Origin of the sequence: Acinetobacter schindleri CIP 107287, assembly GCF_000368625.1 — a bacterium.
Taxonomy (GTDB): domain Bacteria; phylum Pseudomonadota; class Gammaproteobacteria; order Pseudomonadales; family Moraxellaceae; genus Acinetobacter; species Acinetobacter schindleri.
The window spans coordinates 1-22,935 of the sequence record NZ_KB849571.1; the positions used below are offsets into that span (position 1 = coordinate 1).

Below are 22,935 nucleotides of genomic sequence, written 5' to 3' on the forward strand. Positions count from 1 at the left end.
AATGGAGGGGAAAGGTATCTATAATGGAGGGGAAAGGTATCTATAATGGAGGGGAAAGGTATCTATATACCCTCTGAAAGTCTTATATAGAAAGGGTTTCAGCCTGTCTAAAAATATTAAAAATAAAAATATTAAAAATAAAAAAGGGTATTGTTGAAAAATTAGAGCTTCTTTATTTTTTCGCGTATCAATTGATTGTGATAGAAACCAAAAAGAAATAGGTCAATAATCAACCTGGTGGGAAAAGGTATCTGTATAGAGAATTGAATAAATACTAAAGGAATAACACTTTACTTAGTTACACTATGAAACTATATTAAGTATAAATTAGTTATAAATTATACCTAAAATGATTGTATTAATTGGAAGCCAGAAAGGCGGATGTGGCAAATCTACAATAGCTATCAATATTGCTGCTTATCTTGCAAAACATAACAAAGACATCGTACTCGTTGATGCAGATCCCCAACAAAGCTCAGCTAACTGGGTAAAAGATCGGGATGGAACAGATCTGCCGAAAGTACATTGCGTTCAGCGCTATGGCGATATCAAGAACACACTGAAAGACCTAGATGGCCGTTATGACTATGTAATTGTCGATGTTGCTGGGCATGACAGCAAAGAGCTTAGAACTGCAATGTTAACGGCTCATTACCTGGTAGTGCCATTTAGACCATCACAATTCGACTTGGATACTTTACCTCATCTATCAGAAGTCATTGACCAAGCGAAGTCCTTTAATGAGGAACTGAAGCCATTTGGATTACTAACATTGGCTCCTACAAATCCATCAGTGTCTGAAGTGCAACAAGCAAATGACTATTTAGCTGACTTCCGGTTGTTCACAGCCTTGTCGTCAGTGATTCATGATCGTAAGGTTTATCGTGATGTCACAGCTGAAGGGAAAGGTGTAGTTGAATCCAATAATCCAAAAGCAATAGAAGAATTTGAGGCATTCATGGAGGAGCTTCTGGCATGATTAAGAAAAGAGAAACTACGAAACCTTTTTCTGAGGAAGCATTCATTAATGGTGCTAATGAACAGCTCACACCAAAATTAGACCCGAAAGCTTCTAGAAAATTTAAGACGCATACGATCCCGATGAATGAGTATGAGTACAAGTTATTAGCTGAACTGGCAGAGAAATATGGTCAAACCCATAATGGAATTATTAGATTTGCACTAAAGAAATTAAGTGAGGAATAACAACTAATATAGAACTTATTTGAAACTATTTTAGTTTCAAAAAACTTAATTGAATGTAGTAAAACCATAGTAGGCTGTTGATGTTCATCACAGACTAGACATTTTTATTGGTGAGAATACAGACAAGACACTTTAAATTGTTTCTAACATCTGAACTGCGCATAAGAGATTTTATGTTAAATGAAAAATAGATGGTGCTTTTCTAAAAAGTTTTATTATTTCTTAGGTTTAACTTGGAAAGTACTGATATATCTACCTATTTCTTTACCATCAATAGAACGATTGGTTGTATAAGCTGTAATAATTGTAAAAAAGGAATCTCTACCCTTTGCAACATAATCCAAAATAATAACCCCAGAAGGAAGCATTGCTAAATAGAGCCCTTTTCTTTTATCTGTTTGATGATGAAAACTCCCTCCTTGGCCTAATTTTTTCACCAAAAATCCGAAAACATCAGTGGGGGGTCTTAAGCGATTAAATTCTTGACCATGATTTCTTAAAATATGCAGATAGCCAAATCCATTTCTACCTTTTGCATAGCCATTTTGTAATCTAATTGGAAGATCATGAGGAATACCTTTTATGGTATTGCCAGGAATTATAGCTAGATCGATAGAACCATTAATTTCCCAAAATAAATTCTGCTCTATTGTATCTTCTTTTATTTGTAAAACAGGTTGTTGCATGATTAGAAAGTACTTTTAAAAAAGGGAAAAGAAGATAGAATTTGACATTTCTCAGGGGAATGATACCCTAATAGATGAGTCTTTGCTGAAAGACGTTACATCGACCTTGACAACCTAGATGGTCAGATGAAAAATTGGTCAGCACGCTGTTGTCATATAAGCGTATAGAGCGAGGTGTAATACTAAGTATTACTAAGTTTCTAAGAATTTGGTTAATTCTTTCGAGCGTTAACCATTTAAGTTTTTAGATTACTTCGGGCGTCGTTCGGACTCATATTAATTAAAGGTCGCATTTGCGGCCTTTATTTTTATGCTATAAAAATAAAGAATTAGTATATTTTAGAGAGCTTTCTTATGGGGGAATGCCTATTGCAGAATTAAGGCATTTAACAGGAAGAATTGGGGAACTTTATGTAGCTATGATGACCTTAGGACAATTAGCTGATTCAGTTAATCAGAGAGGTTATGATGTAGTTTCCAGTACTGGACGGCTTTGTTGCACAAAGATATCATAACTATATGATTTTAAAAGTTTTGATTATTTTTTGATCCAAAATTAAATTTATTTAAATCAGATGCTTACATATTTATGCAACAAAGCCTCATTTTAAGGGATGTTATCAAGTGCTACAAAATTTTTTTGAAAAGAGTAGATTTTTAGTTATTATAGTTATTATAAATTGCATACTATCTTCTATTTTTTTATATTTATCAACTATATATCTTCTAATTGATGCAATAATTTTTATTATAAAAAATATATATGCAACTAATTTTGAAGTAAAAATAGTTGTTGTTAAATTTTTAAAAATCCTCGATGTCTCGTTAATTGCTATTACATTTCATTTAATTTCAGCAGGTTTTTATAAATTATTTATTCGACAAGCTATTTTTGACAATAGTTCTTTTCTTAAGACACTATCAATTAATAAGTTTCATGATCTAAAACTTATTATATTACATGTATCTATTATAGTTATAGTCATCTTGTTTTTAGAAGATCTTGTTGCTTTTGGTGGAACTTTAGCCAACTTATATGCTGGTATTTCTTCTAGCCTAGTCATATTAGCAATAATTTTTACTTGTAAGCTATTCGATAATGATCATCACAAAGACGATGAATAACTTAAATCGCAAGGACTCATTTATAATTACTCTTTTATTTGAGCATTTAATTGAAGTTAAGATTAGAGATCGTCATGTATTGAGAAAAAATGTCTGATTCAAACTTCACTAAACTCAAAATTGCGTCAAAGATTGCAGCTTCAAATAGAAATAGGGGTCGTCTCAGGAAACGGAAAATATAGCACGCTAAGGATTTTCACTCCGACTTCTTTTAACGATATCCAACACGGTATTTTTGCTTAGATTGACCAGCCGACCGACTTGTCGATAAGAGTGTCCAGCAGACACCAACTCCAACACTTTAGGTGCCAGACGATCTGACTTGGTACGTTGACCAGGACGACGACCAAACACAACGCCCCGCGCTTGTGCCGCTGCTACACCAGAGCGCACACTGTTTATCTTGGATTGGTTGCAAAGCGTAGAACTACGCCGTCGGGTTCAAGCTGGATTAAATAAAGGTGAAGCCCGTAATGCATTAGCGCGCGCCGTTTTCTTTTATCGATTGGGTGAGATTCGAGATCGAAGCTTTGAGCAACAGCGTTATCGAGCCAGTGGCTTGAATCTAGTGACCGCCGCCATTGTATTGTGGAACACGGTTTATTTAGAGAGAGCGACTAACGCCCTACGAGGGCATGGTCGCACAGTCGATGATACCTTGCTGCAATATCTGTCACCGCTGGGGTGGGAGCACATCAATTTAACTGGGGATTATCTATGGCGAAGCAAAGCCAAGATAGGTGGTGGAAAATTTAGGCCATTGCGCGCAATTGAAAAACCTTAGCGTGCTATATTTTCCGTTTCCTGAGACGACCCCTACAAGGGCCGTAAGCCGTCACTGACTCCTGAACAAGTGGCTCTGCTGCATCAACGTCTTGAATCTGGCGACTACAAAACCAAGCGAGCATTGGCGAAGGAGTTTGGGATTTCTGCGCCAACGCTGTATCGGTATCAGTAGTAGTTCCAGCTATTTGATATTATTTGTCTATCTATTGAAAATTTTTCTGAGTAAAACAGGGTCGGCATCCTGAACTGAGCTTGCTCCAATTTTATTTGCTGCTAACCGTAAACAGGAATCGACCGATACAAACCAACTTGCCATCAAGTAGTAACTGAACCGATACTGTCGTAATGCGCCGACCCGCACGAACAATACTGGGGACTGCCTGTAACGTACCTATAAAGGGGTCGTTTGCGGGAGAGGGCGAAATCCTACGCTAAGGCTTTGGCCAACGATATTCTCCGGTAAGATTGATGTGTTCCCAGGGGATAGGAGAAGTCGCTTGATATCTAGTATGACGTCTGTCGCACCTGCTTGATCGCGGCCGCGATAGCTAGATCGCGTTGCTCCTCTTCTCCATCCGCGTTCCAAGCTGCGGAAAGGCACCCATAAGCGTACGCCTGGTCGAGCAGGCGACGCGGATCGACGTCCAGCGCACGAGAGAATGCGTCCGCCATCTGTGCAATGCGTCTAGGATCGAGACAAAGGTCGTCTCTGTCAGCCGGATCGTAGAACATATTGGCGGCGCCAAAGCCCACTTCACCGACCAGACCGACGGGATCTATCACCAGCCAGCCGCGACTGGAGAACATGATGTTTTCATGATGCAGATCGCCATGTAGCCCACGCAGTTCCGAGGCATTGCTCATCATTTGATCGGCTATAATCGCCGCGTGGACGTAGTCAGTTTGACAACCTGCGTTTTGATCATCGCGCGCCCGCTGAAACAAAGCTGCAAAGCGATCCCGGATCGGGAGAAGGGCAGAAGGCAGGGGTTCCTCAGATGCGGCATACAGCTTCGCCATTAGTTCCGCTGCAATTTCGGTCGCCTGGTAGTCGCCGTGCTCGGCAACGATGTGAGAGAGCATTCGCTCCCCGGCATATTCGAGCAACATCAGATTGTTCTCACGACCGAGCAACCGGACTGCTCCCCTCCCATTGCGCCATACCAGATAGTCGGCCCCGCGCAGTTCATCAGCAATGTCTTCTATAGGTTTCAATCCCTTGACGATTGCAGGAGTCCCGTCTGGCAATGAAACTTTCCAAACGAGGCTGGAAAAGGTGTCCGCAATGAGAACAGGTTGCGAAACGTGCCAATGAGCAGGAAAAACAGGCGGCATGAACATCAACCCCAAGTCAGAGGGTCCAATCGCAGATAGAAGGCAAGGCGTTCGCGGTCGGGGGCTTCGATCCCCAATACATTGAATAGGACAGCGAAGGCGCGCTCTGCTTCATCTGGCGCTGCCCAGTTCTCTTCGGCGTTAGCAATCATGAGTGCCAAATCGGCATAGCGATCTGCTGTTCCGAGCCGCCCAAGGTCGATCAGACCCGTGCATTGAAGAGTTTTAGGGTCCACCATGAAGTTCGGCATGCAGGGATCACCATGGCAAACAACCATATCGGTGCGCTCTTGGTCGAGCCGCACCGGTAGCTCTCGTTCGACACGAGCCAAAAGATCGAGCTGCGGCGTACTCTTGTCCTCGTCCGGTAAGAAGTCGGGATTGACGGCATTGCGGGACACCACATCAACGGCGCGTCCGAACATTCGCGACAGCCTGCGCTCAAACGGACATTGATCAACCGATAGGCTGTGAACAGCGCCAAGTTGCTGCCCCATTGACGGCCACGCTTTGAGCAAATCCGCTCCAGACAGATCAGCCGCCGGTACTCCCGGAATTGCCGTTATCACCAAGCATGCACCCTCCTGTTCCTCCTGCCAGTTGATCACCTCGGGGCAAGCCACACCTCGACCTTTGAGCCAAATGAGGCGGTCACGCTCTCCAGCGAGCTCACCGCGGCGGGAAGCAGGTGCGATTTTCGCGAAGGCATGCCCGTCACCACGTCGAAAAACAAAATCACCAGATTCTCCGCCTCTGACAGGCAACCAGTCAGAATGCGATTCACCAAAAAAAATATTAGTTCGATTCAATGGAGGTTCCTTCAGTTTTCTGATGAAGCGCGGAGGTGGCTCAACCTGCGAAAAGAAACGAGTTGCTATGGACTTGCACCGGTTGTGTTCCGGTCTATCTCTCATTTTAAGCGGCTTTTTTCTCAAATGCCACCGGCGATTTCCAGCCGAGTGTTGAATGTCTTCGGCGTGGATTATAAAAGCCATTTATATATTCGAAGATTGCAATCTCAATATCTCGCCTTGTTTGCCAGTGTCTGCGCCAAATCAACTCAGCCTTTAATGATTTAAAGAAGCTTTCTACTGCGGAGTTATCAAAACAATTGCCTTTCCCGCTCATGGACGGCAGCAATTGATGTTTGAGCAGTAGCTTTTGATATTCATGAGCGCAATATTGGCTCCCACGGTCTGTGTGTTGAATACAACCCGGTGGTGGTTTGCGTAAAGCCAACGCCATATTCAGTGCCCTTAATGCAAGATCCTGCTTTAATCGATCACCTGTTGCCCAGCCAATCACGCGACGGGAATACAGGTCAAGGATAACAGCAAGATAGACCCATCCTTCTCTGGTCCAAACATAAGTGATATCGCCTGCCCATTTCTGGTTGGGTGCGCTTGCGCTAAAGTCTTGTTTTAATAGGTTCGGTGCAATGTTGAAGGTATGATGACTATCCGTTGTCCGTTTGAATTTACGCGTTCGAACAACTGTAATGTTATTCTGGCGCATCAAACGTCCAACCCGACGCTGCCCAACCTGCAGGCCCAGCGCTTTCAACTCTTCTGTCATACGCGGCCTACCATAGCTCCCCAAACACAACCGATGCTGCTCACGTATATGCGCTAGAAGTATAAGATCACGACGCTGGCGCAGTGATGGAGGACGGCGTTTCCATGCACGTAAACCACGATCTGTTACGCCCATCAAACGACATATGCGTGAACGTGAGAGAGAGCCACGGTAATCCGTAATAAACTGAAATCTCACAGCTTTTGTACTGCGAAAAATATTGCTGCCTTTTTTAATATCTCCCTCTCCTCCCGAAGGATACGGTTCTCTTTGCGTAAACGTTCATTCTCACGCAGAAGATCAGTGTCTTGGGTAGGAATTTTAGTTTCATCGGAAATTGATGCGATCCATTTCCCAAGCGTGGAAAGCCCAATACTTAAATCTGACGCAACTTGACGGCGTGTTAAGCCACTAGTGAGTGCTATGCGAACTGCATCACGCTTAAATTCATCACTATGCTTTAATGACATATATGGTCTCCTTGATAACAAATAATGCTCTCAAAAAGACCGGAACGAAACCGAGGCAAGTCCACTACGTAAGTCCGAGAACATGCTTTCCATGGTCTCTGAGCTCGCCTTTGGGACCGACATATCGGTAGAGAGTGACGCGCTCGATGCCGAGTTCCTTGCAGAGATCGGAAACTGAAGTATCGCGCTGGGCCATGGCGGCTTGCGCGAGACGCACCTGAGCTTTGGTGAGCGCGAATTTTCGTCCGCCCTTGCGACCGCGCGCTCTCGCGGAGGCGAGACCCGCCATGGTGCGCTCTCGGATCAGATCCCGCTCGAACTCGGCCAAGGTGGCGAAGATTCCGAACACCATGCGACCGGACGCAGTCGTGGTGTCGATCTGAGCGCCCTTTCCAGTCAGAACCCGCAGGCCGATCTTGCGGTCTGACAGCTCCTTCACCGTGTTGACCAGATGGGCAAGCGATCGTCCGAGGCGATCGAGCTTCCAGACCACCAGCACATCGCCGTCACGCAATGACTTGAGGCAGGCAGTCAAGCCAGGGCGATCATCACGACCGCCGGAAGCAAGATCATCATAGATATTGTCCCGTTCGACACCTGCGGCGCGCAAGGCGTCGTGCTGCAGGTCGAGAGACTGCGAGCCATCGGCTTTGGAGACGCGGGCATATCCGATCAGCATGTATCACAAACGTTGGTTTGAGGCGGCGCTTCGGCCACGATTGCATTGACCTCTGGAAATGTATCTCAACCAGCTTCATAAACAAAGCGTCTTGAACGCTATCAGATTTTGAAAAAGGAACATGTATGCCGCGTCGCGTCACTCTAACCGATCGGCAGAAAGACGCGCTGTTGCGCTTGCCGACTTCACAGACGGATTTGCTCAAGCACTATACGCTGAGTGATGAAGACCTTGGGCATATCAGGCTGCGTCGGCGCGCTCACAACAGGTTCGGCTTCGCCCTGCAATTGTGTGTCCTGCGCTATCCCGGCCGGGTGCTGGCTCCAGGCGAACTGATCCCTGCAGAGGTCATCGAATTTATCGGAGCGCAGCTTGGCCTGGGTGCCGACGATCTCGTAGACTATGCTGCCCGCGAGGAAACACGGCACGAGCATCTTGCCGAGTTACGGGGGCTCTACGGCTTCCGCACCTTCTCCGGACGTGGTGCGAGCGAGCTGAAGGAATGGTTGTTCCGAGAAGCCGAGATGGCGGTGTCGAACGAGGATATCGCCCGTCGCTTCGTAGCCGAGTGCCGACGCACCCGCACTGTCCTTCCCGCGACATCCACGATCGAGCGGCTTTGTGCCGCGGCTCTCGTCGATGCCGAGCGACGCATCGAGACGAGGATCGCCAGTCGGCTGCCTATGTCGATCCGAGAACAGTTGCTGGCATTGCTCGAGGAGACGGCTGATGATCGGGTGACCCGTTTTGTGTGGCTGCGCCAGTTCGAGCCTGGCTCGAACTCTTCGTCGGCCAACCGGCTGCTCGACCGGCTCGAATATCTGCAACGCATCGATCTCCCCGAGGATCTGCTTGCCGGCGTTCCTGCCCATCGGGTGACTCGTCTGCGCAGGCAGGGTGAACGGTATTATGCCGACGGCATGCGCGATCTCCCGGAGGACAGGCGGCTTGCGATCTTGGCTGTTTGCGTCTCGGAATGGCAGGCGATGTTGGCCGACGCAGTGGTCGAAACCCACGACCGGATCGTCGGCCGTCTCTACCGTGCTTCGGAGCGTATTTGCCATGCAAAGGTCGCAGACGAAGCGGGGGTGGTGCGTGACACCCTGAAATCCTTCGCCGAGATCGGGGGCGCCCTGGTCGATGCACAGGATGATGGCCAGCCGCTGGGCGATGTCATCGCGAGTGGGTCAGGGTGGGACGGCTTAAAAACCCTTGTTGCAATGGCAACCAGGCTGACCGCCACCATGGCCGACGATCCGCTCAATCATGTGCTCGACGGTTATCACCGCTTCCGCCGATACGCTCCACGCATGTTGCGCCTGCTCGATCTGCGAGCTGCGCCCGTTGCACTGCCGCTTCTGGAAGCGGTGACGGCCCTTCGTACCGGTTTGAACGATGCCGCGATGACCAGCTTCTTGCGGCCCAGCTCGAAATGGCATCGCCACCTTCGGGCCCAGAGGGCTGGCGACGCTCGCCTATGGGAGATCGCGGTGCTGTTCCATCTGCGCGATGCGTTCCGCTCCGGAGATGTCTGGCTTACTAGGTCCCGGCGCTATGGCGATCTGAAACACGCACTCGTTCCGGCACAATCCATCGCGGAAGGCGGTCGTCTCGCTGTGCCATTGCGGCCGGAGGAATGGCTGGCAGACCGGCAAGCTCGCCTCGACATGCGGTTGCGCGAGCTTGGCCGTGCCGCTCGCGCAGGCACGATCCCGGGCGGGTCGATTGAAAACGGCGTTCTGCATATCGAGAAACTCGAAGCCGCCGCGCCGACAGGCGCCGAAGATCTGGTGCTCGATCTCTACAAGCAGATCCCGCCCACGCGCATCACCGATCTCCTGCTGGAGGTGGATGCGGCGACCGGCTTCACCGAAGCGTTCACCCATCTGCGCACAGGAGCACCCTGCGCTGACCGGATCGGGCTAATGAACGTTATCTTGGCGGAAGGGATCAACCTCGGCTTGCGCAAAATGGCGGATGCGACAAACACCCACACCTTCTGGGAATTGATCCGCATTGGACGGTGGCATGTCGAGGGCGAAGCCTATGACCGGGCGCTGGCCATGGTGGTCGAGGCACAGGCAGCGTTACCCATGGCCCGGTTCTGGGGCATGGGCACGTCGGCTTCGAGCGACGGACAGTTCTTCGTCGCTACAGAGCAAGGTGAGGCCATGAACCTGGTCAACGCGAAATATGGCAATACCCCGGGCCTGAAAGCCTATAGCCACGTCTCCGACCAATATGCGCCGTTCGCAACCCAGGTGATTCCTGCAACGGCAAGCGAAGCGCCTTACATCCTCGATGGCCTGCTGATGAACGATGCTGGACGCCATATCCGCGAGCAGTTCACCGACACGGGCGGCTTCACCGATCACGTCTTTGCCGCATGTGCCATTCTCGGCTACCGGTTCGCTCCGCGCATCCGCGACCTGCCATCCAAACGGCTCTACGCGTTCAATCCGTCGGCCGCCCCGGCGCACCTGCGAGCGTTGATCGGCGGAAAGGTCAACCAAGCCATGATCGAGCGCAATTGGCCCGACATCCTGCGCATCGCCGCCACCATTGCTGCCGGGACCGTCGCGCCAAGCCAGATTCTGCGGAAACTCGCCTCCTATCCGCGGCAGAACGAGCTCGCGACAGCCCTGCGGGAAGTCGGTCGCGTCGAGCGCACCCTGTTCATGATCGACTGGATTCTGGATGCCGAACTCCAACGGCGTGCCCAGATCGGGCTCAACAAAGGCGAAGCTCATCATGCGCTGAAGCGGGCAATCAGCTTCCACCGCCGCGGTGAAATCCGCGACCGTTCCGCCGAAGGCCAGCATTACCGCATCGCCGGCATGAATCTGCTCGCCGCCATCATCATCTTCTGGAACACCATGAAGCTCGGCGAGGTCGTTGCAAACCAGAAACGCGATGGAAAGCTGCTATCGCCCGATCTCTTGGCCCATGTTTCGCCGCTCGGATGGGAACACATCAATCTCACCGGAGAATATCGCTGGCCAAAGCCTTAGCGTAGGATTCCGCCCCCTCCCGCAAACGACCCCATAAATGCTGGCCGCAGGTAATCAAAGGTCATCGTGGAGCATAAGGGCAGCTCATTATCACCACGCTGACGGGCAAGATAGGCGGCGGCGGCCACTTCACCAAAACTCGCGAGAATGCCGCCATGCCGACGCGCAAGGCGGTTTCCGCCGTCATCGCGCCTTCGTTGGCTTTGCCACGAATACCGTCTGTGCCGAAATATTTGCGCACCATAAGGTCGATTATCCTGTCGTCGGGTCGCCCTCAAAGGGGACATGCCTGCTGAACCGCGAATATAGAGAAATATCCCGAATGTGCAGTTAACGAATTCTTGCGGTTTCTTTCAGCGCCGCCAATACCGCCAGCCCGTCGCGCAAGGGGCGCGGCTCGTGTGTGCGGATGAAGTCAGCTCCACCTGCGGCGGCGGCAAGCTCTGCAGCGAGTGTCGCGGCCCCGACATCCCCCGGACCACGGCCTGTGAGCGCGCGCAGAAAGGATTTGCGCGAAACAGACAGAAGCACCGGCAAATCGAAGCGCAGCCGCAATTCATCGAACCGCGCCAGCACCGAGAGCGAGGTTTCGGGAGCAGCCCCCAGAAAAAACCCCATGCCGGGATCAAGGACAAGGCGGTTGCGTTTGATACCGGCACCCGTCAGCGCCGCGATGCGCGCGTCAAAGAACGCCGCAATGTGATCCATGATGTCGCCAGCGGGTGCCTCGCGCCGATCTGCCTGCCCGTCTTGCACCGAATGCATAACGACGAGTTTGGCAGATGATTTCGCCAATTGCGGATAGAACGCAGCGTCTGGAAAACCGCGAATATCATTGAGATAGGCCACACCACGCGACAAGGCATAGGCTTGCGTCGCGGGTTGATAACTGTCGAGCGAGACGGGAATGCCATCTGCCTTGAGCGCGTCCAGCACCGGCGCGATACGCGCGATTTCTGTGTCGGACGAAACAGGCGCGGCGTCGGGATTGCTGGATGCCGGACCGAGGTCGATCACATCTGCCCCCTCGGCCATCAGCTTACGCGCCTGCGCAATGGCTGCGTCTGGCGCCAGATACCGGCCTCCATCGGAGAAACTGTCCGAGGTTATGTTGACGATGCCGAAAATGATGAGCGATTTATTCATGGGGGCTTCTATAATAATAATAATCGAGCATGAGTCTCATACGGATGCTCGGGTCGAAAGGGAATCCCCAGGCGAGTAACCTGTTTGCGGTGATCCATTAGCTGCAGGAGCAGAAGAGCATACATCTGGAAGCAAAGCCAGGAAAGCGGCCTATGGAGCTGTGCGGCAGCGCTCAGTAGGCAATTTTTCAAAATATTGTTAAGCCTTTTCTGAGCATGGTATTTTTCATGGTATTACCAATTAGCAGGAAAATAAGCCATTGAATATAAAAGATAAAAATGTCTTGTTTACAATAGAGTGGGATACGTAAGACTAGAGAATCTACAAGATCAATCAACGATTGTTTTTCAACTATTTCTTTACCAAATGGAATTATCTCTCCACCACGTGTTTTTTTGTGCTCACTACATACAGGGATAATGGCAATGTTATTTCCAAGTTCATGAGCAATCACTTGAATAAATTCAGCTTCTTCCTCTTCTGTTAGAGAGTCTGCTTTTGTTAATACGATACTAACTTTATAATTTTCATCTATAAGTTTTTTTACAATTTTAGAGTCAGCATCCTGTATACGCCCTCCAGAAGCAGCAATACAATAAAAAATAGAGTGAAACCAATCCGATGCAGGTTTATCTATTCCTCTTTTTTTTAACTCAGTATTAAGCTCTTTCAGCCACTGTTCTTCTTTGCCAACTTCTAGTCCCCAAGAATCATAGATTTTTACAGACATATCTTTTATTTTATGATTAATTTCATGAAAACCATTTGTTGTAACTGGTCGACCAATTCCTGATTTTGCTACTTCTGAACCAAATAAGTAATTGATTAAGCTACTTTTACCAACACCTGTTTGTCCAATAATTGCAATATTATAGTTTGTATTAGTCATTTTTATTTCCCTTCGCTTGTTTCAAATACTCCATAAAAATTTTCATTAAATTATCATCAAAATTTTTCATGAAGGAGCTATCATCAAAATGATCTAACCCTAACTCGGTTAATTTTGCACATGCCTCTGAAACTGCAAAGCCAAAAGCAGAAGTAATAGATGCCGCTACGGAACCATTAATTGTTCCACCTACAGCTGTTCCGACACCTGGGAAAAACTTTAGAATTTGACTAACCAAATATTTTCCAGCTATTGGTAAAGACGAAGCTATTGCTGTTTGAATAATTGCTGATACGCTATCAACAGCGCGATCTAAATTATATATATATAGTATTCTTGCCAATAACTTTGATTGATTAGCTAATAAAAGTGGTGCACTGGATGCTGGTATTGGAGCAAATCCAGTTGCAAAAGCTAATGTTGTATGCTGAATAATGGCATTTTTTGCATGTTCTCTTTTTTCTTTAAGGCTATTTTTTTGAGCAGAAACAAAAGCAGTTTTTAAAGCATTTGGTAATTGACTAGTACTCCATGAAATAAGTTTTTCCAATTCCATTCCATGTAAATTTTCTTTAATTGTTGTTTCAAAGATTTGAATCTTTGGAAACTCATTTAAAATTGCTGTTTTTAACAAGCTTGCATCATCGTCACTAACTAAATCTGCTTTAGTTAAAACTATTGAAATAGGTATATCTGAAAGTTCTATTTTCCGAATGATATTAATATCAAAATCTGTAATTCGAGAACCTATTGTTTGTATGCAGTACCATACTAAATGAGGCTTATCTTCAATTGAGTTTTGTGTTTCACTACAAAGTTCAATAACTTCTTTTTGGAAAAGTGATTCTTGCTCAGAACCAATTTCATACCCTTTACTATCAAAGAGAACAATTGGAATATTTGGTGACGTAAATTTATTTATATGCTGTGTTATAGGTTTACCGACTCCAGTAGCTGCTATATCTTCACCAAAGCATAAATTTAGTAAAGAACTTTTACCGACTCCAGTACCACCAACTAAAAGAATATTTGGTTTTTCTATATTTTTCTTCAGTGAGTCAAATGCCATATTTAACTCTTCTTGAAAATTACTAGACATATAGTCCCCATAGTTTGTAATTATTTAAGAATATTGAATATTCTACCTTTTTATTTCTTTGAAAATATATGGATATTAATAATTTCAGCTAAATTTGACCTATGCAATATTTTGTTTATTAATTAGATTTTCTAAAATTAACATAATACATGTTATGCGAAATAATTTTATTTTTTATTTAAAATCAATTACTTAATTGTTGTTGAAAATCCTAATCCTAATCCTCATCGATTGGGCTTTTTATCTTCTCGCATGTTTTTACCTGTTTTTCAAACATCACTCCACAAGACAGCTTATCGTGTTTTTTTAAGTACACCCATTCGGATACAGTTAATTTAGGCTATATTTGTATTCTTTTATTGTATTTAATTGGTGTATTTATTATAGTCTAATAAGCAAAAGAATACAAATAAGGGTACAACAGTGGCTGAAGTAGCATACAAACGGGTAAGTACGGCAGATCAAAATACAGCACGACAGCTAGAGGGCAAGACCTTTGACAAAATTTTTGAAGACAAGGTAAGCGGTAAGGATACCAACAGACCTCAATTACAGGCGATGCTCGATTACGTCAGAGAAGGTGATGTAGTCCATGTACACAGCCTGGATCGTTTGGGGCGTAATACGGCAGACCTGCTGCAATTGGTGGAGCAACTCAAGATTAAAGGCGTGACTGTCCATTTTCACAAAGAAGGCATGATCTTTTCGGCAGATACCAATAATCCAATGCACCAGCTAATGTTCACGATGCTGTCAGGCTTTGCACAGTTTGAGCGTGAGTTGATCAGAGAGCGTCAGCGTGAAGGGATTGCAATTGCCAGAGCTGAAAACAAGTATCAGGGACGTAAGAAGACTATTGATGACGCTGCAATTCGTGCAGCTATGGTAAAGCCTGATGCTAGTTACAGGAAAGTGGCAAAAGAGCTGGGTGTAAGTCTAAGCACAGTACAAAGGGCAATGAAGGGAGGCTAAGCTCCCTTTCTTGGTCTCCCTGATTTACTTTTTTGTGGGATTTGCCCTTTACTGAAAGCGCGATTTTTAGAATTAAACATTACTGAACGAATGAGATAATCTTTCTTTACTAGATACATGGCAGTTGCTATGACGTTATCCCTGAGATCCTCTTCATGATGGCTAATCATGCCTATGCCTAGATTTTTATACTTTTCCTTATTGGCATTGCAATTCCAATATAAGCCATCTCCTTGGGTAATCTCATTATTCCATAGCTCGCCTATATCTTGAGCTATTGTGATGTCTTCACGATGCTCAGAGCCATCTAAGAAAAACATCATGTGGAAATGGAAAGATTTTATCTCGGTATATTCCAATTTCCACATATAGCCTATAAAGCCTTTTGAATATTGCTTCTTGAGAGACTTAAGAAGCACCCTTCTATGTTCTTGAACATCAAGCGACCATGCCTTTAAAGCTTCAAGTTTGTGTCCTTGTTTTGACAATGGTTTATTTGAAATATTGGTGGTGATCTTTCTAAAAAGCCCCTTCCGGTAGCTTAAGTCTATTCGGATTACTAAAAGCCTTGAACGGTAATCAAATAGTCCGTTGATATATTTTCGTACTTCCTTTTTATATTCACTGTCATATTTTCTCTGCTGTTCAATTTCTTTTTTAAAAGCATCAGATCGTAGTCCTTTCTTTAGAGCAGTTAGGAAAGCTATATCATCAAATTTTCTGTATTCAGTTTTTGTTTTCAAATAGAGATTTACGTAAGGTGAAAACTTGCTATCAGGAAAGTTTTCTTCCAGGTCATTTATATATTGGTCTGTTCTGTACCATACGAGCTTTTGGTATTTTTTTAAGATAAATCTATATCCGGATGGATCTGCTAACAGCTGCTCATTTTCACTCTTTAGTTCTTTCAGTGATTCTTCTATTACATGAAGTTGGTTGTAAGTACGATAATTAATATCATCTATTGTTAACTTATTGTTGTCAGTAATAATTGGATACATATCGTCTAGGAAATATGTATTGGGTTCTAAAGTATCCATGTAGGTATAACTCCAATATCATTATGTCTATGATATTGAAGATAATATATAAATGATAATTAATCTTAATAACATAAACTACAGAAATAATTATTTATTTTTCATACCCTTAGATGCTATATATCAATACTTTCCATTGTGTTTAAAAATCATACAGTTAGTAGGATAATAGCGAGTTGTAGGTATAAAAAACTAGTAGGATTAGTTAATCCTACTAGTTTTAATTTAATATTGTCAATACCTATTTACTTAGATGCACACATACAATTCAGTTTCACTAAATAATTGTGTTCTTGTGAAAGAATGATAGGACTTCAGAGGGGGATTTTCTGGAATGAGGGAATTTGCCAAATGGCAATTGCGTAATCGGGACGCCGAGTCGCGTGAAGGCATAGATTGCAAATAATTTCAGATCTCTGTACACGACAAATTTCACAGAACCCTTATCCTATCAGGATTCTGCTTTCTTAAAATTGCCAAAATTTCCTTAAACTCTTCTTTTTTCCCAAAACCAATTAAACGCTGAATCGCCATTTGAACATAGTCTAAACCATAGCGAAATAAACTCATTGAGAGTCGTCCATGCTTCTTTATTTTTATCGCTTTTTTTTGATTATGTTGCCATTCACCCGTTAAGTAACACCAACAGAAGCTTATAGCTAACACCGCAATCAATTTTTTCACTCGTCTAGGGTCTGTCAAGCGCGTATTTTCAAGATTAAACCCGCGTCCTTTGAGACAACTGAATAAGGTTTCAATTTCCCAGCGTAATGCATAATCCTGAATAGCATTGGCATTAAACTGAGGAGAAACGACGAGTAAAAGCTCTCCATTTTCTAACTGTAGTGCACTTATATATAGTTTCACCCGACCAACCAAAATCCGTCGTTTACGACATTCAATTTGACCAACTTTAAGATGGCGAAATAAATCACTAATTTTATGATTCTTTCCTAAATGATTGGTGACAATGAAGTTTTTTTAACACGAATGCAGAAGTTGATGTCTTGTTCAATTAACCATGTAAACCACTGCTCACCGATAAACTCTCTGTCTGCGAACACATTCACAATACGGTCTTTACCAAAAATGGCTATAAAGCGTTGAATCAAAGCAATACGCTCTTTCGTATCTGAATTTCCACGTTTATTAAGCAATGTCCAAAGGATAGGTATCGCTATTCCACGATAAACGATTGCGAGCATCAGGATATTAATATTTCGTTTTCCCCATTTCCAATTGGTTCTATCTAAAGTCAGTTGCACTTTGTCGAATGAAAACATATTGAAAATCAACTGAGAAATTTGACGATAATCAAAATACTGACCTGCAAAGAAGCGCTGCATACGTCGATAAAATGATTGTGGTAAGCACTTGATGGGCAAGGCTTTAGATGCAGAAGAAAGATTACATGTTTGCTTTAAAATGATCACAAGCATGATGAGCGCAAAGCACTTTAAATGTGACTTGTTCCATTTTAGAGATTTGTTTAAGATAAGATATAACTCATTGAGATGTGTCATAGTATTCGTCGTTAGAAAACAATTATTGTGACATTATTTCAATGAGTTATCTATTTTTGTCGTGTACAGAGATTTCAGATATACATCATCTACATGAACAGTGAATGTTTATTCCTACATTCAAAGGCTTATCAGACGGTAAGCCTTTTTTCATTTCTAGAGGTATATCTTATGAACATTACATGCCCGTATTGCCATTCTGAAAACGTCAGCCGTGTGATTGACCAGCAGTCCTCCAATAACCGCAGTATGTCTTCAATGACCGGTGCCGGGATTGGTGCCAGCATTTCCAAAAGCCTGCCGCTGCCGATCTCGCCCTGGATGGGTGGGATTGCCGGGGCTGTGGTCGGTGGACTGATTGACAGCTTCATCCAGCCATCCAGACCCGTAGCGGCACCGATCCGCTACTTCCATTGCCATCATTGCCAGCGCAATTTTGATTAACCGGCTCAGGGAGAAGTGATATGGCACATCAACTCGAACAAATGGCTTATGTCGGTAACACCCCCTGGCATGGCCTGGGTAATCAACTGACACAGAACCAGCCGATTGAAGTCTGGGCACAACAGGCAGGCATGGACTGGCGCATTGAATCCTGCAATGTCAGCTATATGGCACAGAATGAACGGGGACAGAGCATCATTCTGCCTTATGAAGAACAGCGGGTCTTGTACCGTTCTGATACCCATGCCCCTTTATCGGTCGTCAGCCAGCGTTACCAGGAAGTGCAGCCCAAAGAGATTCTGGAATTCTACCGGGATCTGACCGAGCAATCCGGCTTTGAGCTGGAAACCGCGGGCGTACTGAAGGGAGGAAAAAAGTTCTGGGCACTGGCACGTACCGGACAAAGCACGGCACTCAAAGGCAAGGATGTCAGCAATGGCTATATCCTACTAGCAACCGCTTGTGATGGAACGTTAGCAACGACTGCACAATTTACCAATATCCGGGTGGTATGCAACAACACGCTGGCGATTGCTTTACGTGGGCAAAGCTCAAGTGCCGGGGTGGTCAAGGTTCCACACAGCACCCGGTTCGATGCGGACAAGGTCAAGCAGCAACTCGGCATTTCCGTGCGTGCCTGGGATGAACACATGTATGAAATGAAACAGCTCAGCCAGCGCAAAGTCACCCAAGGTGAAGCCGCTGCCTATTTCGATGCCGTGTTTAACAACACTAGCCTAAGCATTGCCGATCAGGAGGACAACATCATCCAGTTCTACCGCAATGTGGCTGCACAGGCCAGTCACTCCCCAGGCAGTAAAACCGAACCGAATGGACGCGCCATGAGTAAAGTCATGCAGATGTTCAATGGACAGGGACGGGGTGCCGAACTTTCCTCAGCCAAGGATACCGCCTATGGCTTGCTGTGTTCGATCACGGAATTTGCCGATCATGAACGCCGGGCCATGAGTACCGATCACCGGCTGGATTCTGCCTGGTTTGGTGCAGGGGCAGCACTAAAACAGCGTGGGCTGGAACAGGCTTTAAGACTGGTGGCCTAAGACCTTTTCCTGATCATGCTTAATGTTGCTTTAAGGCTCACAACCTAATCGGGCATTGAAGATGCATTGAAGATTAAATTCTACATGAACCTCAGCATGCCCCTTTGGCCACATCTCCCCGGATGTGGCTTTTTTTATGCCCAAAATTTCTCAGCTGAATTTTTACAGACGACCGCTATCTATAGGACAACCCCATGAATACATTTGCACCTTTACCCAATTTACCGAAGCCCTCTGGCATTCCCTCACACATTCCATTACCTCAACCTGTGAAACCTTCACGATCCACTGCGGCCAAACGTCTGGCCAATACCAAACAGCTTGATCAGCAACAATGGCTGGAAGTCCGCAAGCAGGGCATTGGCAGCAGTGATGCTGCGACTGCCTGTGGGCTTAATCCCTACATGTCGATGCTGGAACTGTGGATGATCAAGACCGGACGTATCCAGCAAAAGATCGAAGATGAAAGTTCCGGCCATGCTCCCTTGTACTGGGGCAAGCAACTGGAACCCCTGGTCGCTGAATACTACAGTCTGCATACCAATAACAAGGTCAGACGGGTGAATGCCGTATTACAGCATCCTGATCCAGACAAGGCCTTTATGCTGGCCAACTTGGATTATGCCGTGGTTGGCAGCGATGAGGTGCAGATCCTGGAATGTAAAACTGCAGGGGAATATGGCAGCAAGCTGTGGCGGGATGGTGTGCCGCTGTATGTATTGTGTCAGGTACAGCATCAACTGGCCGTCACAGGCAAGCAGGCGGCTCATGTCTGTGTCTTGCTCTGCGGCCATGAAACCCGGATTTTTAAGGTCAGCCGAAATGATGCCCTGATCCAGCAGATCATCCATGCGGAACGTACTTTCTGGGCATGTGTCGAGCAAGATATTCCTCCCGCAGTAGATGCCAGTGAATCGGCAGCACGCGCTTTACAGCAGCTTTACCCGGAGCATGTCCCTCTAACCGTCGAAGACCTATCACATGATGAGACGGCCAATCTGCTTTTTGAAAAGCTGATTCAAGCCAGACAGCAGATTGAAGAGCAGCAGCAAAGCTTCGATCAGATCAAGCACGAAATTCAGATGCTGATGAAAGATGCTGAACGAGCCACCTTTAACGGTGGCTCGGTGGTATGGAGGAAGAGTAAAGATTCAGTGAGTCTGGATGCCAAGTCACTGTTAAAGCAGCAGCCTGAGCTGATTGAGCAGTATCCGCTGCATAAGCAGGGCAGTCGTCGCTTCAACATTTATACGGATGCATGACCTGCCTTCCGCAGAGGCCCATTTGTAAAAACGCGCAAAGCCGCCCGGTTCGCCCTTTCTCCACAGATGAAGAAAGGGCATTTGGACAGCTTTGCCTGATCTGATGATCGATGCACTACCTGTTCTCCTGTGACCTCGGGTGAGCATTATTTTTATTGAATTAAGAGAGTCGATAGGTTGAGGAGCGGGTGCTTCAATTTATACGGCTCATCTGTAAAAAATCACATTTAGGAAAATCATGATGATTAAAGGGTTAGCGATTACACCGCCCGTATTGGGGCGTATCAGCATTGGCCGTGTCATTGAAAAGAATGGCAAACGCCTGCCAGAGAAAGATGACCAGTTCACCATTACCAGCCAGATCCAGAGCAAGGAAGGCTGGATCAGGCATCCACTGGATGAGCAGCTGCGTGCAAACCTACCGAATGGGAAACTGAGATCCATTCCGGTACGGATGATCTTTAATGATCCTGATCTGAACATGCGGGCAGAATACAGCCTGTTTGACCGTCAGACTGGACGTCCGGTTTGTGTCGGCAATGGTCAGACCTGCCAGCGATTGACCAGTCAAGGGGTAGAACAGCATCCCTGTCCATCCCCAGATTTATGCTCACTGGCACAAGGCGGGCATTGCAAGCCCTATGGGCGGCTGCATGTCAATCTGGATGAATCGGATGAACTGGGGACTTTCATCTTTAGAACCACAGGTTTTAACAGTATCCGTACCCTGGCTGCACGTTTGGCTTACTACCATGCGGCATCAGGAGGGCTGCTATCATGTTTACCCTTACAACTGACCTTAAGAGGGAAAAGCACGACACAAAGCTATCGCCAGCCGGTGTACTACGTGGATCTGACCTTACGTGATGGGGTGAACTTGCAGCAAGCAATTAACACGGCTCGACAGATGGATGAGCAGAGTAAGGCCGCTGGGTTTTACCAGGAATCGCTGGATTTTACTGCTAGAAAAGGCTTTGAGAATGCTAGATTTGAGGTGAACAGTGAGGAGGGCATGGATGTGCTGGAGGAGTTTTATGCAGAAGATGAATCTGAGCAACCCAAGACTGAACCGAAAACTAATGCAAAGCCTAAATTCAATCAGAGAGAGGGTTTTGTGCAGGATATTCAGCAGGGTTTGCAGCAGAGTGTTAGAATAGTGAATTAAACACATGCGGTGAAAAATAAGGGAATTTAGGATCCCTTATTTTTTTGTTCTGATGTCTTCAGCATTTCAAAATTTCCTTGAATATAGACAAGCCATCGAAGCTTATAATAAGACCCACGACATGCTGGAACGCTGCAAGAAATCCAATGATGTAGTGCTGATCGACAATGCCTTTAAAGACACCAAGCTGGAGATCTTTAAAAAGGATTGGATAGCTTTACTCGCCTCTACGAGTTTATGACGCAGATTGTAGATTACGATGATAAAAGCTGGAAAAGCTCAGTCTGTATGCGTGTAACCTGAGTCCATTGTTGCGCGAATATTTATACAACTAAATTACAACTAATTTAATTTTAATTATTAACTAAATTAGTTTCATATTAAAACTTCCAAACCCACTTCTTTAAGAACACCCACATACTTCCTGACATTCTCAACATCTTGCAGCTCAATAAGAAGTCTTTTTTCAAGATCTTCATAGCTCTCACCTACAGCTGCTTTCTGGCTAGCGAATGGATCGTAATGGGCAAGTTTGTTTGCGAATAATCTAATCTGTTTATCACTGAGTTTCTTGGGAGATTCGTTCTCATCATCTTTGGTTTTCTTAGGACGAAAAGAGAAAGAGAACCCGGTAATGTTTCGGCCAGACTTATGCTGCTCATAGGACGCAACAATATCCGTCTTCTCGTTGATTTGGGTTAAAGCAGCATTCAAGACCTTCTTCTTGAAGTTGCTCATGATCTTGTATTCGTCACTACCCAATCCCAGCTTGAAGCGAAAGTCATCAACCAAGAAGACCGGGGTTTTACCGAGACTGCGCCACTGGATCAGCAATTCATACAGACGGATTGCATACTTGCTGGTTAATGAACTTATTTGCTTCAGTTCATACGAAGTAAAAGACTGTTCTAACTCAGTGATCAATGGAATGACATCGGGAGCAAAAACCAATTCTAGAATACCAGCAGAATCAACATAGGCTATTCTTGAAACCCAACGAGATTTAACGATCTTCTCCTTCTGGGTAGCCTCATGAATCCCCTTGTAGCTGAACTTTCGCTCAAACAGGCTATTAGCTGCATTCTTTAAAGCTTCATAGGCTGCATGCCTATCTACATTGAATTGCTTCATATAGTGCTGTGCATGGACTTCTAGGGTGCTATTAGCATTAACATCTTTGCTTATCTCTCTAGCTTGTACGATGGCTAAAAGAATCAGACGTTGCTCTGTGGTATCTAGGTTATAGCTGGCATTGATTAAGGCATTGTCTTTAACAACTAACTCTTTTGTCACAATGACTTTCCTATTTATTATTGCCAATAACTATACCCAAACAACTTAAGTATGTAAATGGAGGGGAAAGGTATCTATAATGGAGGGGAAAGGTATCTATAATGGAGGGGAAAGGTATCTATAATGGAGGGGAAAGGTATCTATAATGGAGGGGAAAGGTATCTATAT

The 22,935-nt window shown here is 45.5% G+C and carries 22 protein-coding genes and 4 pseudogenes; 12 read left to right on the forward strand and 14 right to left on the reverse strand.

Annotated elements, in window-relative coordinates:
* Nucleotides 1-349 precede the first annotated feature (349 nt).
* On the forward strand, nt 350-979 hold the full coding sequence (locus F955_RS00005) for an AAA family ATPase (RefSeq protein ID WP_004889316.1): 630 nt from the start codon (nt 350-352) through the stop codon (nt 977-979).
* Nucleotides 976-1,206: a ribbon-helix-helix domain-containing protein gene (locus tag F955_RS00010; RefSeq protein ID WP_004658732.1), complete on the forward strand. Its 231-nt coding sequence runs from the start codon at nt 976-978 to the stop codon at nt 1,204-1,206. Before F955_RS00005 ends, F955_RS00010 begins: the two co-directional genes overlap by 4 nt.
* Before the next feature lie 215 nt (nt 1,207-1,421).
* Here F955_RS00010 and F955_RS00015 read toward each other — a convergent pair whose 3' ends face one another.
* Nucleotides 1,422-1,892, reverse strand: coding sequence for a hypothetical protein (locus F955_RS00015; protein WP_004761025.1), 471 nt, complete (start codon nt 1,890-1,892; stop codon nt 1,422-1,424).
* Nucleotides 1,893-2,516: 624 nt separating this feature from the next.
* On the opposite strand from F955_RS00015, the gene F955_RS00020 reads away from it, so the two are divergent.
* Nucleotides 2,517-3,017 (forward strand): YqhA family protein, encoded by a 501-nt coding sequence (locus F955_RS00020; RefSeq protein WP_004889319.1) that lies wholly within the window; start codon nt 2,517-2,519, stop codon nt 3,015-3,017.
* Nucleotides 3,018-3,203: 186 nt separating this feature from the next.
* On the opposite strand, the gene F955_RS00025 is transcribed toward F955_RS00020, so the two are convergent.
* Complete coding sequence (locus tag F955_RS00025) at nt 3,204-3,410, reverse strand: helix-turn-helix domain-containing protein (RefSeq protein WP_009513519.1); 207 nt, start codon at nt 3,408-3,410, stop codon at nt 3,204-3,206.
* On the opposite strand from F955_RS00025, the pseudogene F955_RS00030 reads away from it, so the two are divergent.
* Nucleotides 3,403-3,801, forward strand: a pseudogene (locus F955_RS00030) (Tn3 family transposase); the annotation flags it as partial. The gene F955_RS00025 and the pseudogene F955_RS00030 overlap by 8 nt on opposite strands.
* Before the next feature lie 51 nt (nt 3,802-3,852).
* Nucleotides 3,853-3,975: pseudogene (locus tag F955_RS16190) on the forward strand (helix-turn-helix domain-containing protein); the annotation flags it as partial.
* A gap of 332 nt (nt 3,976-4,307) precedes the next feature.
* Here the strand turns inward: F955_RS16190 and F955_RS00035 are convergent.
* The 4 genes from F955_RS00035 to F955_RS00055 form a co-directional block, all read right to left on the reverse strand.
* Nucleotides 4,308-5,144: an aminoglycoside O-phosphotransferase APH(6)-Id gene (locus F955_RS00035; protein WP_000480968.1), complete on the reverse strand. Its 837-nt coding sequence runs from the start codon at nt 5,142-5,144 to the stop codon at nt 4,308-4,310.
* Nucleotides 5,144-5,947 (reverse strand): aminoglycoside O-phosphotransferase APH(3'')-Ib, encoded by an 804-nt coding sequence (gene aph(3'')-Ib / locus F955_RS00040; RefSeq protein WP_001082319.1) that lies wholly within the window; start codon nt 5,945-5,947, stop codon nt 5,144-5,146. The genes F955_RS00035 and aph(3'')-Ib overlap by 1 nt, the downstream gene beginning before the upstream one ends.
* A 106-nt stretch (nt 5,948-6,053) precedes the next feature.
* A protein-coding gene (locus F955_RS00045; RefSeq protein WP_085959879.1) for an IS3-like element IS1133 family transposase occupies nt 6,054-7,183 on the reverse strand; the annotation gives its coding sequence in 2 pieces (ribosomal slippage) (nt 6,054-6,937 and nt 6,937-7,183; 1,131 coding nt in all).
* 64 nt (nt 7,184-7,247) lie between these two features.
* Entirely contained in the window at nt 7,248-7,862 is a 615-nt protein-coding gene (locus F955_RS00055; RefSeq protein ID WP_000904906.1) for a recombinase family protein, read from the reverse strand.
* Nucleotides 7,863-7,987: 125 nt separating this feature from the next.
* On the opposite strand from F955_RS00055, the gene F955_RS00060 reads away from it, so the two are divergent.
* On the forward strand, nt 7,988-10,873 hold the full coding sequence (locus tag F955_RS00060; RefSeq protein WP_001138082.1) for a Tn3 family transposase: 2,886 nt from the start codon (nt 7,988-7,990) through the stop codon (nt 10,871-10,873).
* On the opposite strand, the gene F955_RS16800 is transcribed toward F955_RS00060, so the two are convergent.
* The 5 genes and pseudogenes from F955_RS16800 to F955_RS00080 form a co-directional block, all read right to left on the reverse strand.
* Nucleotides 10,870-11,001, reverse strand: a complete 132-nt coding sequence (locus F955_RS16800; RefSeq protein WP_249297721.1) for a hypothetical protein — start codon at nt 10,999-11,001, stop codon at nt 10,870-10,872. The genes F955_RS00060 and F955_RS16800 overlap by 4 nt on opposite strands.
* A gap of 56 nt (nt 11,002-11,057) precedes the next feature.
* A pseudogene (locus F955_RS16950) lies at nt 11,058-11,117 on the reverse strand (hypothetical protein); the annotation flags it as partial.
* 86 nt (nt 11,118-11,203) lie between these two features.
* The gene (gene sul2, locus F955_RS00070; protein WP_001043260.1) at nt 11,204-12,019 is read right to left on the reverse strand and encodes a sulfonamide-resistant dihydropteroate synthase Sul2; all 816 of its coding nucleotides are present in this window, start codon (nt 12,017-12,019) and stop codon (nt 11,204-11,206) included.
* Nucleotides 12,020-12,206: 187 nt separating this feature from the next.
* Entirely contained in the window at nt 12,207-12,908 is a 702-nt protein-coding gene (locus F955_RS00075; RefSeq protein ID WP_004889326.1) for a GTPase, read from the reverse strand.
* A complete protein-coding gene (locus F955_RS00080; RefSeq protein ID WP_004889328.1) occupies nt 12,901-14,007 on the reverse strand; it encodes a YcjF family protein in 1,107 nt (368 codons plus the stop codon). The genes F955_RS00075 and F955_RS00080 overlap by 8 nt, the downstream gene beginning before the upstream one ends.
* A gap of 423 nt (nt 14,008-14,430) precedes the next feature.
* Here F955_RS00080 and F955_RS00085 point away from each other — a divergent pair, with 423 nt between their 5' ends.
* On the forward strand, nt 14,431-14,979 hold the full coding sequence (locus tag F955_RS00085) for a recombinase family protein (protein WP_004889330.1): 549 nt from the start codon (nt 14,431-14,433) through the stop codon (nt 14,977-14,979).
* Here F955_RS00085 and F955_RS00090 read toward each other — a convergent pair.
* On the reverse strand, nt 14,976-16,019 hold the full coding sequence (locus F955_RS00090) for a YagK/YfjJ domain-containing protein (protein WP_004889331.1): 1,044 nt from the start codon (nt 16,017-16,019) through the stop codon (nt 14,976-14,978). The two genes, F955_RS00085 and F955_RS00090, sit on opposite strands and share 4 nt — an antisense overlap.
* A 432-nt stretch (nt 16,020-16,451) precedes the next feature.
* Nucleotides 16,452-17,542, reverse strand: a protein-coding gene (locus tag F955_RS16205; RefSeq protein WP_100222414.1) for an IS4-like element ISAba1 family transposase whose coding sequence is annotated in 2 segments (ribosomal slippage) — nt 16,452-17,002 and nt 17,002-17,542 — 1,092 coding nt in all. Because the reading frame shifts where the segments join, the coding sequence is not laid out codon by codon here.
* Nucleotides 17,543-17,713: 171 nt separating this feature from the next.
* On the opposite strand from F955_RS16205, the gene F955_RS00105 reads away from it, so the two are divergent.
* From F955_RS00105 to F955_RS00125, 5 genes and pseudogenes are all read left to right on the forward strand, one after another.
* Nucleotides 17,714-17,986 carry a hypothetical protein gene (locus F955_RS00105; RefSeq protein ID WP_004889335.1) on the forward strand — a complete coding sequence of 91 codons (273 nt, stop codon included), beginning with the start codon at nt 17,714-17,716 and terminating at the stop codon, nt 17,984-17,986.
* A gap of 20 nt (nt 17,987-18,006) precedes the next feature.
* Entirely contained in the window at nt 18,007-19,047 is a 1,041-nt protein-coding gene (locus tag F955_RS00110; protein WP_004889337.1) for a DUF932 domain-containing protein, read from the forward strand.
* Between the two features lie 194 nt (nt 19,048-19,241).
* Nucleotides 19,242-20,309: a YqaJ viral recombinase family nuclease gene (locus F955_RS00115; RefSeq protein WP_004889338.1), complete on the forward strand. Its 1,068-nt coding sequence runs from the start codon at nt 19,242-19,244 to the stop codon at nt 20,307-20,309.
* A gap of 241 nt (nt 20,310-20,550) precedes the next feature.
* Nucleotides 20,551-21,474, forward strand: a complete 924-nt coding sequence (locus F955_RS00120) for a recombination directionality factor (RefSeq protein ID WP_010590180.1) — start codon at nt 20,551-20,553, stop codon at nt 21,472-21,474.
* An 82-nt stretch (nt 21,475-21,556) separates the two neighbouring features.
* Nucleotides 21,557-21,794 (forward strand): annotated as a pseudogene (locus F955_RS00125) (hypothetical protein); the annotation flags it as partial.
* 55 nt (nt 21,795-21,849) lie between these two features.
* Here F955_RS00125 and repM read toward each other — a convergent pair.
* Nucleotides 21,850-22,767: a replication initiation protein RepM gene (repM, locus tag F955_RS00130; protein WP_004889343.1), complete on the reverse strand. Its 918-nt coding sequence runs from the start codon at nt 22,765-22,767 to the stop codon at nt 21,850-21,852.
* Nucleotides 22,768-22,935: the final 168 nt, after the last annotated feature.